At 38.8% G+C, this 15,261-nt stretch carries 13 protein-coding genes; 9 read left to right on the top strand and 4 right to left on the bottom strand.

What is annotated here, in order from left to right; all coding sequences use genetic code 11:
- The first annotated feature begins 287 nt into the window (after positions 1–287).
- The 4 genes from guaB (at position 288) to DHW03_RS06030 (ending at position 6,590) form a co-directional block, all read left to right on the top strand.
- Complete coding sequence (guaB, locus tag DHW03_RS06050; RefSeq protein ID WP_109924802.1) at positions 288–1,757, top strand: IMP dehydrogenase; 1,470 nt, start codon at positions 288–290, stop codon at positions 1,755–1,757.
- A gap of 382 nt (positions 1,758–2,139) precedes the next feature.
- Positions 2,140–4,719 (top strand): TonB-dependent receptor, encoded by a 2,580-nt coding sequence (locus DHW03_RS06045; protein ID WP_109924801.1) that lies wholly within the window; start codon positions 2,140–2,142, stop codon positions 4,717–4,719.
- A 741-nt stretch (positions 4,720–5,460) separates the two neighbouring features.
- Positions 5,461–6,054 carry an LOG family protein gene (locus DHW03_RS06035; RefSeq protein ID WP_109924799.1) on the top strand — a complete coding sequence of 198 codons (594 nt, stop codon included), beginning with the start codon at positions 5,461–5,463 and terminating at the stop codon, positions 6,052–6,054.
- A gap of 71 nt (positions 6,055–6,125) precedes the next feature.
- On the top strand, positions 6,126–6,590 hold the full coding sequence (locus DHW03_RS06030) for a MaoC family dehydratase (protein ID WP_109924798.1): 465 nt from the start codon (positions 6,126–6,128) through the stop codon (positions 6,588–6,590).
- A 53-nt stretch (positions 6,591–6,643) separates the two neighbouring features.
- Here the strand turns inward: DHW03_RS06030 and DHW03_RS06025 are convergent, their stop codons facing one another.
- Entirely contained in the window at positions 6,644–7,087 is a 444-nt protein-coding gene (locus DHW03_RS06025) for a DUF2721 domain-containing protein (RefSeq protein ID WP_109924797.1), read from the bottom strand.
- 174 nt (positions 7,088–7,261) lie between these two features.
- On the opposite strand from DHW03_RS06025, the gene DHW03_RS06020 reads away from it, so the two are divergent.
- The 5 genes from DHW03_RS06020 (at position 7,262) to DHW03_RS06000 (ending at position 13,180) form a co-directional block, all read left to right on the top strand.
- Positions 7,262–8,890 carry an acyl-CoA carboxylase subunit beta gene (locus DHW03_RS06020; RefSeq protein WP_109924796.1) on the top strand — a complete coding sequence of 543 codons (1,629 nt, stop codon included), beginning with the start codon at positions 7,262–7,264 and terminating at the stop codon, positions 8,888–8,890.
- Between the two features lie 146 nt (positions 8,891–9,036).
- Positions 9,037–9,993 (top strand): thioredoxin-disulfide reductase, encoded by a 957-nt coding sequence (trxB, locus tag DHW03_RS06015; RefSeq protein WP_109924795.1) that lies wholly within the window; start codon positions 9,037–9,039, stop codon positions 9,991–9,993.
- Positions 9,994–10,222: 229 nt separating this feature from the next.
- Positions 10,223–12,133, top strand: a complete 1,911-nt coding sequence (locus DHW03_RS06010; protein ID WP_109924794.1) for a beta-N-acetylhexosaminidase — start codon at positions 10,223–10,225, stop codon at positions 12,131–12,133.
- Positions 12,134–12,191: 58 nt separating this feature from the next.
- Positions 12,192–12,794: a hypothetical protein gene (locus DHW03_RS06005; protein WP_109924793.1), complete on the top strand. Its 603-nt coding sequence runs from the start codon at positions 12,192–12,194 to the stop codon at positions 12,792–12,794.
- A gap of 8 nt (positions 12,795–12,802) precedes the next feature.
- On the top strand, positions 12,803–13,180 hold the full coding sequence (locus DHW03_RS06000) for a diacylglycerol kinase family protein (protein WP_109924792.1): 378 nt from the start codon (positions 12,803–12,805) through the stop codon (positions 13,178–13,180).
- On the opposite strand, the gene DHW03_RS05995 is transcribed toward DHW03_RS06000, so the two are convergent.
- From DHW03_RS05995 to DHW03_RS05985, 3 genes are read right to left on the bottom strand one after another with little or no spacing between them, the layout of a single operon-like run.
- Entirely contained in the window at positions 13,169–13,732 is a 564-nt protein-coding gene (locus tag DHW03_RS05995) for a DUF922 domain-containing protein (RefSeq protein WP_109924791.1), read from the bottom strand. The two genes, DHW03_RS06000 and DHW03_RS05995, sit on opposite strands and share 12 nt — an antisense overlap.
- Positions 13,733–13,766: 34 nt before the next feature.
- Positions 13,767–14,366, bottom strand: a complete 600-nt coding sequence (locus DHW03_RS05990; protein ID WP_109924790.1) for a hypothetical protein — start codon at positions 14,364–14,366, stop codon at positions 13,767–13,769.
- Entirely contained in the window at positions 14,353–14,850 is a 498-nt protein-coding gene (locus DHW03_RS05985; protein ID WP_109924789.1) for an RNA polymerase sigma factor, read from the bottom strand. Before DHW03_RS05985 ends, DHW03_RS05990 begins: the two co-directional genes overlap by 14 nt.
- Between the last annotated feature and the right edge of the window lie 411 nt (positions 14,851–15,261).

Raw genomic sequence — 15,261 nt, 5'->3', positions numbered from 1 at the left:
ATTTTGCTCGTATGCTTATAAGTATCTGGAGAACATCTAGTTAAGCGTAAATGAATTTCCAATCCTGATTTAGTGAATCACCCTTGTTTAAAATTAAAGTCATGAAGCCGAATCTTGACCAATCGTTTTAAAATCACTTCGGCTACGCTGATGAGTTCGCTTGCCGAGAAAAGCTAATTTGGAAATGCAATGTTCATACATCTAAAATACATGTTCGATTCTATTTTAGAATTTGACTAAGTTTTCTTATCTTTGCCTGGCAAATAATAAATCCTAATTTATTTGCTATGCAACTCGATTCCACAAAATTTATTGCCACAGGTTTAACTTACGACGACGTACTTTTGGTACCTGCTTATTCTGAAATTCTACCCCGTGAAGTCAATACATCCTCATTTTTAACCAAAAAAATAAAACTTAACGTACCATTGGTTTCTGCTGCAATGGATACCGTAACAGAAGCCGAGCTTGCCATTGCGATTGCACAAAATGGTGGTTTGGGCATGTTGCATAAAAACATGACGATTGAAAGACAAGCCGAAGAAGTGCGCAAGGTTAAGCGCTCGGAAAGTGGCATGATCCAAGATCCGGTAACGTTGCTTGAAAATGCAGTTGTGGCTGATGCCTTCAAAATTATGAAGGAACATAAAATAGGAGGCATACCTGTTGTAAGCAGCGATAATAAATTGGTGGGCATCATTACCAATCGCGATTTACGCTTCCAGAAAAATATGAGCAGACCAATTGCTGAAGTAATGACCAAAGAAAATTTGATTATTGCCCCAGAAGGTACCACCCTCATTCAAGCTGAAGAAATTTTACAAAATTATAAAATCGAAAAACTACCAGTGGTTAGTGCCGATGGTTATTTGAGTGGCTTAATCACTTTTAAAGATATTCAAAAGGTGAAGAACTATCCAGCCGCTTGTAAAGATGATCGTGGGCGTTTACGTGTTGGTGCTGCGGTTGGTGTTACTGCCGATACGCTGCAACGTGTTGATGCACTTGTACATGCGGGGGTGGATGTAATTACCATTGATACTGCTCATGGTCACTCTAAAGGCGTGGTAGATAAATTGAAAGAAGTTAAGGCAAAATACCCTGACTTACAAGTTATTGTAGGGAACATTGCAACTGGTGCAGCTGCTAAATTTTTAGCTGATGCAGGTGCCGATGCGGTTAAAGTTGGTATTGGGCCAGGTTCCATCTGCACTACTCGAATTATTGCAGGTGTTGGTGTACCACAATTGTATGCCGTTTTCGAATGTGCTAAGGCTTTAAAAGGTACTGGTGTTCCGGTTATTGCCGATGGTGGAATTAAACATACTGGCGATATTGCTAAGGCGATTGCCTCTGGAGCCAGCACGGTAATGGCAGGATCGTTATTTGCAGGCGTAGAAGAATCACCAGGCGAAACCATTATTTACGAGGGACGTAAATTCAAATCATACAGAGGAATGGGCTCTATTGAAGCCATGGAGCAGGGCTCGAAAGATCGTTATTTCCAAGATGTTGAAGATGACATTAAGAAATTGGTTCCTGAAGGTATTGTAGGTAGAGTGCCATTTAAAGGTACTTTGGCAGAGGTTATGTACCAATACATTGGTGGGTTGCGTGCAAGCATGGGCTATTGTGGTGCGGCCAATATAGAAGCTTTACAAGAAGCACAATTTGTACAGATAACAGCTGCTGGCATGCGCGAAAGTCATCCACATGATATTACCATTACTAAAGAAGCACCAAATTATACTCGATAAACTGTCCGCACAGTCAGTATTATCCAAGATTGAATTTTGAAAAAACGAGGCATCCGAAAGGAGAACCTCGTTTTTTTTTGGGAGTTTATCTGTTGCAAAGGTGCACTGTGTGAATAAAAAGATTTTAACTACGATTTTATCAGCGCTTTAGTGCTGCGGCTTCTAGAAGCGGGTAATTCAATATTTTGATTTTTGATTTAGCTTATCGGTAAAATAATTGTCGGTTAGAGGGAAACAAAATAAATTATACAAAATAAAATTTGGCAAATGCTTTTTTTTAATATATTTGCCTACTAAATCGATAGGGTTTATATATTTTAATAAAGACATCTCTCAATCGTTAACATCAGCAAAAATCTAAATCAAACACATTTAATTTATTATGAAACAAATTTTACCAATTTTCTTTTCATTCTTGCTTTTCGCGGGTTCCGCTTTTGCTCAGAATACGGTAACTGGCGTAGTGAAAGGCGCTAACAACACCACCATTCCGGGTGCAACCATAACCGTTAGGGGAACAACCATAGCCACTGTTACCGATGCTAACGGCGCTTTTACCATTGATGCAAAACAACAACCTCCATTTTATATTCGAATTAGCTACGTAGGCTACAAACCGCAGGATTTTCAAATCTTAAAACTTCAGACTACACCCATCGAATTGGTTTTGGTTGAAGATACACAGTTAGACGAAATCGTAGTAACATCTAGGAGACGTTCGGAAGTATTGCAAGATGTGCCAATCCCGATAACGGTTATAGGTGGGCAAGCCGCAGAAAATGCAGGTGCGTTTAATGTTAATCGACTAAAGGAATTGGTTCCATCGGTTCAATTATATGCTTCGAATGCAAGAAATACCACACTTAACATCAGAGGATTAGGTTCTACTTTCGGTTTAACCAATGATGGGATTGACCCAGGAGTTGGCTTTTACGTTGATGGAGTGTATCATGCTCGTCCGGCAGCTACCTCAACTGATTTTCTTGATATTGAACAAATTGAAGTCATTCGTGGCCCACAGGGCACGCTGTTTGGAAAGAATACTACCGCTGGGGCTTTCAACATCACCACCACCAAACCTACTCAAACGCCAACGGCAAAAGTAGAAATGAGCGTAGGAAATTATAATTTCTTGCAAGCAAAGGCATCTGTTTCTGGTGGTTTGGCTAAAAATCTTGCCGCAAAAATTTCGCTATCGGGCACGCAGAGGGATGGTACCATTTACAACACCAAAGAGGAGCGCAGGTACAGCGGACAAAATAATTTGGGTTTTAAAGGGCAATTGTATTATACCCCCTCTGATAGATTGAAAGTTTTGCTTAGTGGTGATGTGAGTGTTCAACACCCTGCGGGTTATCCTTTAGTTATTGCGGGTGTAACCACAACAGAAAGAAGTGCTTACCGTCAATACGCGAGAATTATATCTGACTTAGGTTACCAACAACCAAAAATTGATCCTTTCGCTAGAGAAATTAATACCAATACCCCTTGGAAGCACAATCAATCTATTGGTGGTGTATCTGTAAATGTGGATTATAAAATAGGCAATGGAACCTTAACTTCTACCACGGCATGGAGATTTTGGAACTGGGATCCAACCAACGATCGAGATTTCTCTGAACTTGCTGCGCTTACAAAATCTCAAGGTAATTCGCGTCACGACCAGTATTCGCAAGAGGTTAGATACGCTGGCAATTTAAGCGAAAAATTAAGTGGTGTAATTGGCGTGTTTGTTTTGGGGCAGAATTTGAAAGGATTAAACCAAACGGAAGAGGTAGGTAAAGACCAATGGAGGTTTGTGCAAACCAGTGCCACAGGTGCACAAGCGGCTTATTCTACTCCAGGTTTATTGGATGGCTTCGGAATAAAAACCAACTCAACCATAAAATCAATCAGTGCGGCTATATTCGGACAGGTAGATTGGGAGGTAATTGAGCATTTACACGTTTTACCAGGGTTAAGGTTTACTTATGATAAAAAAGATGTTGACTATGATAGAACCACTTACGGAGGATTGCAAACTACAGATGCTGCCTTGCTTGCTCTTAAAGCCGCTGTTTATTCCAATCAACAATTTACAACCAATGTTGATAATAAAAACTTGTCAGGAAATCTTACAGTTTCTTATCGTCCAACGCCGAAAATAAATGCCTATGCTACATTTTCTACGGCTTATAAACCGGTTGGTGTAAATGTGGGGGGCTTGCCAACAACCTCAACTGGTGCGGCGGATTTATCTGTAGCGGTTGTAAAACCAGAATATGTAGAGCATTACGAATTGGGCTTAAAAACAAAGCCATTTAAAGGTGCTATACTAAATGTAACCGCATTCAATACAGATATTAAGGATTATCAAACCAATGTTCAATCACCACAATTGGGGGTTAACAGAGGTTATCTTGCAAATGCAGAAAAAGTAAAGGTTAAGGGACTGGAGATTGATGGAACTTACCAATTAGAAAGGTTTTTAACCTTAAATGCAGCATTGGCTTATTTGGACGGAAAATATGTAACCTTTACAAATGCACCACTTCCATTAGAGGAAACAGGACATACTGAACTTATAAATAATGTGGCCACGCAGGTTGCTTTTAAGGACGCATCTGGCGGAAGATTGCCTGGAATATCTAAATGGAATATTTCTGGTGGCGCAGAATTTAGTACGCCAGGTAGTTTGGCTACCAAACCAGGTAGATATTTTATCGCTGGCGATGCCAGTTATCGGTCTGATTATTCATCGAATGCCACCCCTTCAAGTGTTTTAAATGTATCGGGTTATGGCTTATTCAATGCCCGATTGGGATTTAGATCAGAAAAGTTCTCTGCGTTTATTTGGAGTAGAAATATCGGCAACAGGAACTATTATGAGCAGTTACAGGCGGCGGCAGGTAACTCCGGCTTGTACGCAGGGGTACTGGGAGATCCGAGAACCTATGGTGCAACTTTGAGATTCTCTTTTTAACATTTAATCTTTTTTCTCTCTTATATTTGGTTAGAAGGCGTCGGATGTATTCGGCGCTTTTTTTTATTCTTGATGGCTGTTAATTTGGGCACAATTTGACGATGTCATCGCTATTAATCTGAAATTTGGTGTCTTAGCAGATGAGGCCGTATCATAAACCAAAATAATGATAGCAAACAAAATTTTATTTTGAACCACAAAAGAAACAAAAGGGCATAAAAGTAGCGATGCAATATTCGCAAGCATAATTTGCCTTTTAAAAATCATTGTTGATTTCTATTGCAAAGTATTATTTGGCTACCTTAAACAAAAATTGAATTATAATACAGGCTGCACCCAATATGTTAATTTATGTACGGCAAGTGCAAACTAAACCCGATAAGGCGGAAAGCCGCTATTTTTCATAGCGCTTGGAGGTAGAGCGGGACCGAACCCAACCGAAGTATTGCTGCAATTGCTTTTCAAATTTTTATTTTACTTGCTGTGAATGATTTGCTGGGTTTCAATTAAAAATGAAAATTGTGCCTTTTGATAGGTTGCTTGACTGTAGGTGAGGGTTCCCTCGATCAAGATAACCATCATATGAACCGATGAACAGCGAAATCATCAAATCAATAAAAACTAAAATAAACTATGGTTATACTGTTATAAACCATAAAAAAAGAAACGGTAACAGTTTTGTGCAGAATTTAAAATTGTTGGGAAAGGATAAAATCTTAACTTCGATAAATTTTTCTCAGAATGAATAAGCTTAAGTCGGTTTGTGTGTATTGTGGCTCAAACTTTAACGGCGATTTACAATTGCGAAATGCAATAAAACAACTCGCTGAAACCCTTGTTAATCAAGAAATCAGATTGGTTTATGGTGGTGGTAGCGTAGGTGTTATGGGCGTTTTGGCTGATGACGTACTCGCTTTAAATGGATTGGTAACTGGCGTAATTCCTCAATTTTTGATGGATAAGGAAGTTGGACACAAAGGCGTTACCGAAATGATTATTACCGAAAACATGCACCAAAGGAAACAAAAAATGGCCGATTTAAGTGATGGCTTCATTATTTTGCCTGGAGGTTTTGGCACGTTGGAAGAGTTTTTTGAAGTGCTAACCTGGCTTCAATTGGGCTTGCATAATAAACCCATAGGTGTATTAAACGTAAACGGTTTTTACGATCCATTGTTCGCCCAAATGGACATGATGGTTCAAAGTCGGTTTCTAAAACCTGCCAACAGGGATCTTGTGTTTAACGAAGCTGAGGCCACAACCTTAATCGAAAAAATGGATGGTTTCTCTGCTATACCCGATGAGGTTTGGTTTAGAGACAGAAACTTGAGCTAGGCACCAATCGTTTACGTCCAGAAAAACAATATTTAAGAAAGAACAGTTAAGCAATAATATAATTTATAAAAATGCAAGTTATTACCAGTCACGCAGAATTTGAACAACATCTCGGTAAAGAATTAGGCGTTTCATCATGGCATACTATTACACAAGAGCAGATTAATAAGTTTGCAGATGCTACCCTCGATCACCAGTGGATTCATGTTGATGAAGAAAGAGCAAAAAATGAGGGTCCATTTGGCGCAACCATTGCCCATGGCTATTTAACACTCTCCTTAATTCCTTATCTATGGAAAGAAATTGTTGATATCCAAAATCTAAAAATGGAAATTAATTACGGCATAGAAAGTTTGCGATTTGCGCAACCTGTAACCGTTAATAGCCGTGTAAGGTTGAAAGCAAAATTAGCATCAATCATTAATCTTCGTGGCGTTACCAAAGTGAATATGGGTATTGAAATGGAAATTGAAGGACAAAAGAAACCAGCATTTAACGGCGAAGTGGTGTTTTTATATCATTTTATTACCGCCTAGTTTTTTTGTTAAAGAACTATCCCTTGCCGAGATCGGCTTTTGATCATTTTATACTAGTCTTTTTTAAATTTCTTTTTAATAAAACCACCTATGGAAGGATCTTCCAAATCTTCCAAAGTGCTTAACTCGAGTTCAAGCGCGGTGGTGCTAATCTGAATTTCAATTAATGAAATAATTAGCGAAATCATAAAAAAGATTAGGCTTAGTGCAAAAAGTATTTCGGCAACGGTTTGCCATTCTAGATAGATAAAAAACATACAAAACAAACAACTTGCAAAGCTGAGCACCCCAAAAGCCTGCATGTTTTTGATCAATTTCAAACGATACCTCAAGTTCTTGATTTGCTTGTGCAAGCCGGATGTTTTTTCTCCATCTTCATACTTGGCTTTTAAACTGCGCACTAAGGTAGCCAAAGCTAAAAATCTGTTGGTATAAGCCAGCATAATTAAACTAATGGCTGGAAATAATAATGCAGGAATATTGATGGTAAGCTCCATTGTTTTGGTTTACTCAAAATTATTATTTTAAATGTATTAACTGCGTAAATGCCAGATTTTTATTAAAGAATAAAGCAAATCAACGCATTTTCGTCACCTAAACTGGTTGATTGCTATACCAGAAACCAAATCAGTCTCACCGATATTATCTAAAAATAAATTTAAATTGCCTGCATGAATATCGAATTCAACAAAAACGAAGACATTAATAAACAGCTGGTTTACGAGCTCAAAACGAAGCTTAAAAAAATTCATTTAGGCGGAGGTGAAAAAAATGCAGCCAAACAAAAAGCGAAAGGCAAATTGTTGGCTAGAGAACGCATTGAATATCTGATTGATGCAGGATCTGAATTTTTGGAAGTTGGGGCGTTCACCGCTGATGGAATGTACGCCGAACAAGGCGGTTGCCCATCGGCAGGGGTGGTTTGCGGAATTGGATATGTGAGTGGCAGGCAGTGTATGATTATTGCTAACGATGCAACTGTAAAGGCTGGCGCTTGGTTTCCTATGACCGCCAAAAAGAATCTTCGCGCTCAAGAAATTGCTATGGAAAACCGTTTGCCTGTAATTTATCTGGTAGATAGTGCTGGCGTGTATTTACCCATGCAGGATGAAATATTTCCAGATAAAGAACATTTTGGAAGAATGTTTAGGAATAACGCCTTAATGTCGTCAGAAGGCATAGTTCAAATTTCGGCTATTATGGGTGCCTGTGTTGCTGGCGGCGCATACCTTCCAATTATGAGCGATGAAGCCATGATTGTTGAAGGCACGGGTTCGGTATTTTTAGCAGGTTCATATTTGGTTAAATCGGCCATTGGCGAAGAAGTAGATAACGAAACTTTAGGTGGTGCATCTACACACTGCGAAATATCTGGCGTAACCGATTATAAACATCCAAATGATGAAGCCTGCTTAGATAGCATCCGCAACATTATGAGCATGTTGGGCGCTCCTCAAAACGCCGGTTTCGATCGGATAGCATCCGTAAAACCAAAAGAAAAAGAATCGGAAATTTATGGCCTCTTTCCCGAAAATAGGGAGAAGCAATATGAAATGATGGACATCATCAATCGCTTGGTTGATGCTTCTGAATTTGAAGAATATAAAAAAGGCTACGGACAGAGCATCATTTGCGGCTTGGGTAGAATAGACGGGTGGGCTGTCGGAATCGTTGCCAACCAACGTAAGGTTGTAAAATCCAAAAAAGGAGAGATGCAGTTTGGTGGCGTAATATATTCTGACAGTGCCGATAAAGCTGCCCGATTTATAATGAATTGCAACCAGAAGAAAATCCCATTGGTATTTCTTCAAGATGTTACCGGATTTATGGTAGGAAGCCGCTCCGAACACGGCGGTATTATTAAAGATGGGGCCAAAATGGTGAATGCAGTTGCCAACTCTGTGGTACCGAAATTTACCATTGTAATCGGAAACTCTTATGGTGCAGGCAATTATGCCATGTGTGGAAAAGCTTACGATCCAAGGTTAATTTATGCTTGGCCATCTGCGAAAATTGCGGTAATGGGCGGTTCGCAGGCCGCAAAAACATTATTACAAATTCAAGAAGCTTCATTAAAAGCTAATGGCGAAATCATCACACCAGAAAAGGAAGCCGAACTTTTAAAAGAAATTACAGATCGGTACGACAGCCAAACCACTCCATATTATGCAGCTGCAAGACTTTGGGTAGATGGTATTATCGATCCTTTGGAAACCAGAAAGGTAATTTCTATGGGAATAGAAGCGGCTAATCAATCTCCAATAACGAAAAAATTTAATGTGGGCATGATCCAAACCTAGACAGTCGATTTCATGCTAATGTTGTTACTGGATACATTTATAGAGATTTGTTAATAAGTAAACTATGTTGACAATGCGTACTTGCTGATCATTATTTAAAGCCTTAAATTTGTACTCCAATTTATGAATTTCAAACATACGATATAATGTCACAAGAAAACGAACACGTTCAGTGTTTAATTATAGGCTCTGGTCCAGCGGGTTATACTGCAGCCATTTATGCAGCCCGAGCTGATTTAAAACCAATTATGTACACCGGAATGCAAGCCGGCGGACAACTTACCCAAACCACTGATGTAGAGAACTTTCCAGGTTACCCAGAAGGAATTATGGGGCCAGAAATGATGGAAGATTTCCGCAAGCAAGCCGAACGTTTCGGTACAGATATTCGCTTTGGTTACATCAGTTCGGTAGATTTTTCATCAACACCGCACAAAGTAGTTGTTGATGAAATTAAAACCATCACCGCTGATACGGTAATTATTGCAACTGGTGCAACTGCCAAATGGCTGGGTTTACCAAGTGAGCAACAATATAATGGTTTTGGTGTTTCAGCCTGTGCAGTTTGCGATGGTTTCTTTTTTAAAGGACAAGATGTAGCCATTGTTGGGGCAGGAGATACTGCCGCAGAAGAAGCTACCTATTTAGCTAAACTTTGTAAAACGGTACACCTATTGGTGCGTAGAGACGAATTTAGAGCATCAAAAGCAATGGTTAGTCGTGTATTGGCCACACCAAACATTATTGTGCATTACAATACCGAAACGCAAGAAATTTTAGGAAACGGAAAGAACGTTACAGCGGTTAAGGTTTTGAACAATAAAACCAATGAAGAAACTGAGATTGCAGTGGAAGGGTTTTTTGTTGCCATTGGCCACAAACCGAACACCGATATTTTTAAGGGGCAACTAAATATGGATGAAACAGGTTACCTGTTAACCAAGCCAGGTTCTACTTTAACTAATATTGAAGGTGTTTTTGCCTGTGGCGATGTTCAAGATATGTATTACAGACAAGCGGTAACTGCTGCGGGTTCTGGCTGTATGGCCGCGCTTGATGCTGAACGCTATTTGGCTGCAAAAGAACATCCTGTAGAGGCATAAGAAGATTTTGTTATCTTTTGAAAAGGAGGAATCAGAAATGGTTTCTCTTTTTTTTTGCCTTAACTTTATTAATCTATTTTAAAATAAAGCGATAACATCCTATACCCCAAAAAGATACTACCCGAACGTTTGATTGGTAGTGTAACGAAAAAGTGAGATAAATGGAGTGGTTCTAATCTCTATATTGTAATAAATAACCCAAGTATTATCCCTAAACCAATTTTAAAACATGAACAAAATTCTTTCGACTTTTATTTGTGCCCTAATCAGTACATCCGCTTATGCGCAGAGCGATGTAAATCTAGGCATTATTCCTGCACCGGTATCCATTACCAAAAACAACGGGAATTTTGTACTCGATAAAACCGTAGTATTAAAAGCTACCGGTGCTGAAGGTGCAAAAATGAGCGAATTATTAAATGCGTTTATTGTAACGAAAGCTGGCTTTTCGTTACGCGAAGTGAGAGATTTACAAGCCAATCAAAAAGCAATTGTAATCACATCTGTTGGAGCAGATCAGTTGCCTGAAGAAGGGTACAACATTAAGGTGACCCCAAACCAAATTTTACTTACGGGTAAAGGAGCAGGATTGTTTTATGCAGTGCAATCCGCCATGCAAATGTTGCCTGAAAAAGTAAATGATAAAATCAACATTCCAGCAGTAAGCATTACCGATTATCCACGTTTCAAATACCGTGGCACCATGCTGGATGTTTCCCGTCATTTCTTCCCGATTTCTTTTATCAAGAAATACATCGATCAATTGGCTTATTACAAAATTAATACCTTTCATTGGCACTTAACCGATGACCAAGGCTGGAGGCTGGAAATTAAAAAATACCCAAAACTTACTGCGGTTGGCTCATCGCGAAACGGTACCATCATCGGTCATTATCCCGGAATAGGCAACTATCTTAACGAAGTTAAAGGCTTCTACACTCAAAATGAAGCTAAAGAAATTGTAAAATATGCGGCAGAGCGATACATTACGGTAATTCCGGAAATAGAATTGCCAGGTCACGCTTCAGCTGCCATTGCATCTTATCCAGAATTGAGCTGCTTTCCCGATCGAGATACTTTTGTGAGTGATAAAACCGCTTGGGCGGGCAGCAAAAAGGGAAAGCAGGTGCAACAAACCTGGGGCGTATTTGATGATATTTTTGTTCCGTCAGAAAATACCTTTACATTTTTAGAAAATATATTGGATGAAGTGATTTCGATCTTTCCGTCCAAATACATTCACATCGGAGGCGATGAAGCCCCAAAAACCTATTGGAAAGAATCTGCTTTTTGTCAGAATTTAATGAAAGAAAAAGGCTTAAAAGATGAACATGAGTTACAGAGTTATTTTATCCAAACGATAGAAAAGCATCTTAATGAAAAGGGTCGTTCAATTATTGGTTGGGATGAAATCTTAGAAGGAGGCCTTGCGCCAAACGCTACTGTTATGAGTTGGAGGGGAGAAGCTGGAGGTATAGCGGCGGCTCAACAAAATCACGATGTAATTATGACGCCGGGTTCAATGGGTTTGTACATCGATCATAAGCAATCCAATTCGCCTGATGAACCGGTAACTATAGGTGGTTTTGCTCCTTACCAAAAAGTATATGCTTATGATCCAATTCCAAAAGTTTTGACCACCGAGCAAGGCAAACACGTTATTGGGGTACAAGCAAACCTATGGACAGAATATATTAAAACCCCAGAAAAAGCTGAAAATCATGCCTTTCCACGTTTATTGGCATTGTCAGAAATTGCTTGGAGTCCGGTTTCTCGTAAAGATTTAAAAAACTTTACTGAAGACCGCCTGCCAGTCCATTTAGCCAAAATGGATAAAGCTGGCATCAACTATTGGGTGCCTACAGCCATTGGGCAAAGTGATAAAGCACTTACTGGCGGAGAATTTACAATTGATTTAAAGGCACCTGTTGCTGGTGCAAAAATTTATTACTCGTTGGATGAATCTCGCCCATCAGAAAATGCTTTCCTATACTCGGCGCCATTTAAAGTATCGGTACCGCAGGGAGAGAAGAGAACTTTGAAAACAATTGTTATCGTGCCTAGCGGAAGAAGAAGTGTGGTTATTGAAACCCTTCTAAACAATGGTGCGCCAGATGTTAAAACCGAGGTTAAAAAATAAAATCTTTTGTTTTAAAGCGTTAAATCGCTAATTTGGGACAAACAAAATGTTCCACAAAATGAAAACTAAGAAATATACATTACAGCATCTTTTGTTAGTAGCAGGGGTGCTGTTTTGTTTTGCCTGTACAGAAGAGAAACCAAAAGAAGTAAAAGTAGAACCAACCAAAGTTGAGAAAAACCCTTTTCGATTTTATAAAGATATAGAGGTAAAACCCGGATTGAATTTTGAAGTGCTGAGCTGGGGTAAGGGAGTCGATTCTATTGGTGGTTACCAAATTCTGATGTCAGATTCTGTACATTCTAATTTTAAATCTACTGCTGTTGAACGTAAAGGCATCATGACAGATGTTTGGAATATGGATTTGGATAATGACGGCAACCCTGAGCTTTACGTACAGCTTTTGAGTAAAAAAAATGTGTACGATTTGAACGTGTTTGAATACGCAGGAAACAATTTCAATAAAATTGGCTTCCCTTCGCTAAGTACAACTCAAAAAAAAGGTTATGAGGGAAATGACAAGTTTTTTATCAAAAATGGCGATTTGTTTCGTTCCTTTCCGGTAACCGATCCTGCCGATAGCACCAAGAAGATTGTTAAAACCTACCAATATAAATTAAGCGGCAATAGTTTCTCTACGAGTGAAATTAAACCAGAGTAATTAAAGGGATGAACGAAGCAGACCCAAGATTTTCAATAGTAGATCGAATTAGGAGTTTTAAATATGCTTTTAATGGGTTGAAAGTATTCTTTCTGAACGAGCACAATGGTCGCATTCATTTAGTAGCAGCGGTATTTGCAATAGCATTATCTATATATTTAAAACTATCTGGTTTAGAGTGGATTGCCATACTTTCGGTGATTTCTGCCGTATTTGTTGCAGAAATCTTTAACACTTCTATAGAAAAGCTTGCCGATGTAGCATCTCCATCCCATCACCCCAAAATAAAGATGGTTAAAGATTTGGCTGCGGCAGCTGTTTTAGTTGCCGCGTTTTTTGCATTAGCAGTCGGGGGGATTATTTTTATTCCGAAACTATTTTTTTAGCTCAGCAAGTGCTGCTCTAGATTCGTTCATTTTATCCTGAATAATTACATCCCATCTGCCTTGCATTTTATGGTTGCTGCCATGCTCAGTTTCTTCATCATAGTTTTTCTGCATGGTGTCAAAGAAACTCCCAATTTGGTTAGCCAAATCAGAAATTTGAGCTTTGTAGGTCTTTAAGGAGTAATTTCTGTTTTTTAATACTCGATCTGCCTCCAACAACAAAATATATTGAATATTGGCATGACCCTGCTCATGGTGGAGTAGGCTGGCACTCACGTCGGGATCCCTTATTTTATCCAATTTTACCCACGATCTATCTTTATCAATCGTAATTTCATTTTCGAGATTAATAACCACCCGGTTGCGGTACGTTGTAGATTCGTAGCTATACTTCCACGTCATGGCGGTAAGTGCAAAAAAAGGAGAACGTTGGTCGGCCTTGGCTTTATAGTGCGTTTCCCAATTTAACTGTACAGGTTCTGTAAAGTCTTGTTTAAAGGCGGTAGATGGCGAAGCCAGCAAGAAAAGTATCGGGATAAGCAGTTTTTTCATGTTAACTTTTGTAACGAAAAAACCGTGCCTAAAATTACGCTCCTGTAGAAATCTGATCTGTTATGCGCTCAAACTTTTCTATTAACAAAGCAATTCTTTCCTTTTCACGTTTCATAACGGCTGTTCTTAACAGGGTAGAGCAGAATAAAATCCAAAGAAAGGTAAGTGCCACAGCAAAAATCTGTTGGAACAATGTTAATCTGGGCAGTATTTCGATAAATGTAAAAATGAAGCCTAAAGATAGGGCAGTGGTGTAGAACCAATACATTTGATTGTATAAACGATAACGATTAACCTGATAAGTTTTTAGTCCAGCTAAAAATTCCTTAGGGTGAACCGTAAAATCATTTCTGGAGATTAATTTATAATCGCGGTATAGAATAATTGTGGAAGATAAAATGGACACTAAGAAAATCACAAAGCCTGCATGCGAGGTCCACGATTCGTATTCGTAAAATAACCACACTCCTGCAATGGCAATAAATGAGGCCAGCATGCCCACAATGTTTAAAGCCGATTTAATCTTTAATCCACTAACCTCTTTCTTAGCCTGTTGCAGCATTTCATCAGCAGAAAACTTAACTTCTACCTCGTGCTTTTGCCACAACTCCTGTATTTGATCAAACGCTTGCATACTGGTTATATAGTTCTGTTAATTTTTGTTTAATGCGATGAATCTTTACCCTTAAATTGCCCTCACTGATACCAGAAATGTCAGCAATTTCGTGGTAGGGCAATTCGTCGAGCACCATGGTAATAATCAAACGGTCGTTTTCTTCAAGTTTAGAAATACAAGTATATAAAAGCGCAACCTGTTCGTTTTTTTCAGAAAACTCTTCAATTTTATTCTCAATGATATTATCTGTTAGTTCATCTTTAGCTTGTCGCTTTTCAGATCTCAAGTAAGTTAAACACGTATTTACGGCAATTCTGTAAATCCAAGTAGAGATGAGGGATTTGTTTCTGAACTTATCGAGATTTTGCCAAACTTTTAAAAATGTTTCTTGTAAGAGATCGTTGGCGGCATCAGTATCGCCGGTATAGCCATAACACAAATGGAATATTTTTTTGGAATTCGAATCGAAGATTTCCTTAAATAACTTGTCTTTTTGTTCCATTTAAATTGTTGAGGTTGCTTTTTAGATTTTATAAAGGCAGTTTTGTTACAGCAGATTTCAAAAATAGGATAAATTTGCTGGCCTAAAAAATACCCTATGATTGGTGGATAAGCAAACAGTAATCCAATCCTAATTTACATAGATTCTGTTCAATTCATTGGAAATTTACGGTTCTTTAATCCTTTGCCGATTTCAGCCCTGTGTTCCGCTAAATCCCCGATGAAAAATCGGGGGATACCGCTTCACCCAGGTTTATGGTTAGCGTTTTACTGCATGTTTGGTGGCTAAGCAAACAGTAATCCAATCCTAATTTACATAGATTTTGTTTAATTCATTGGAAATTTACGGTTCTGTAATCCTTTGCCGATTTCAGCCCCGTCTTCCGCTAAATCCCCGATGAAAAATCGGGGG

This window comes from Pedobacter yonginensis (assembly GCF_003173595.1).
In the GTDB taxonomy this organism is placed as follows: Bacteria; Bacteroidota; Bacteroidia; order Sphingobacteriales; family Sphingobacteriaceae; genus Pedobacter; species Pedobacter yonginense.
Note: the sequence above shows the minus strand (reverse complement) of the source record. Positions and strands in the feature narration are given on the sequence as shown.

Bases quoted from the DNA above. Each gene is read 5' to 3' on its own strand.
- guaB (WP_109924802.1), top strand. From the start codon at position 288: ATGCAACTCGATTCCACAAAATTTATTGCCACAGGTTTAACTTACGAC.
- DHW03_RS06045 (WP_109924801.1), top strand. From the start codon at position 2,140: ATGAAACAAATTTTACCAATTTTCTTTTCATTCTTGCTTTTCGCGGGT.
- DHW03_RS06035 (WP_109924799.1), top strand. From the start codon at position 5,461: ATGAATAAGCTTAAGTCGGTTTGTGTGTATTGTGGCTCAAACTTTAAC.
- DHW03_RS06030 (WP_109924798.1), top strand. From the start codon at position 6,126: ATGCAAGTTATTACCAGTCACGCAGAATTTGAACAACATCTCGGTAAA.
- DHW03_RS06025 (WP_109924797.1), bottom strand. From the start codon at position 7,087: ATGGAGCTTACCATCAATATTCCTGCATTATTATTTCCAGCCATTAGT.
- DHW03_RS06020 (WP_109924796.1), top strand. From the start codon at position 7,262: ATGAATATCGAATTCAACAAAAACGAAGACATTAATAAACAGCTGGTT.
- trxB (WP_109924795.1), top strand. From the start codon at position 9,037: ATGTCACAAGAAAACGAACACGTTCAGTGTTTAATTATAGGCTCTGGT.
- DHW03_RS06010 (WP_109924794.1), top strand. From the start codon at position 10,223: ATGAACAAAATTCTTTCGACTTTTATTTGTGCCCTAATCAGTACATCC.
- DHW03_RS06005 (WP_109924793.1), top strand. From the start codon at position 12,192: ATGAAAACTAAGAAATATACATTACAGCATCTTTTGTTAGTAGCAGGG.
- DHW03_RS06000 (WP_109924792.1), top strand. From the start codon at position 12,803: ATGAACGAAGCAGACCCAAGATTTTCAATAGTAGATCGAATTAGGAGT.
- DHW03_RS05995 (WP_109924791.1), bottom strand. From the start codon at position 13,732: ATGAAAAAACTGCTTATCCCGATACTTTTCTTGCTGGCTTCGCCATCT.
- DHW03_RS05990 (WP_109924790.1), bottom strand. From the start codon at position 14,366: ATGCAAGCGTTTGATCAAATACAGGAGTTGTGGCAAAAGCACGAGGTA.
- DHW03_RS05985 (WP_109924789.1), bottom strand. From the start codon at position 14,850: ATGGAACAAAAAGACAAGTTATTTAAGGAAATCTTCGATTCGAATTCC.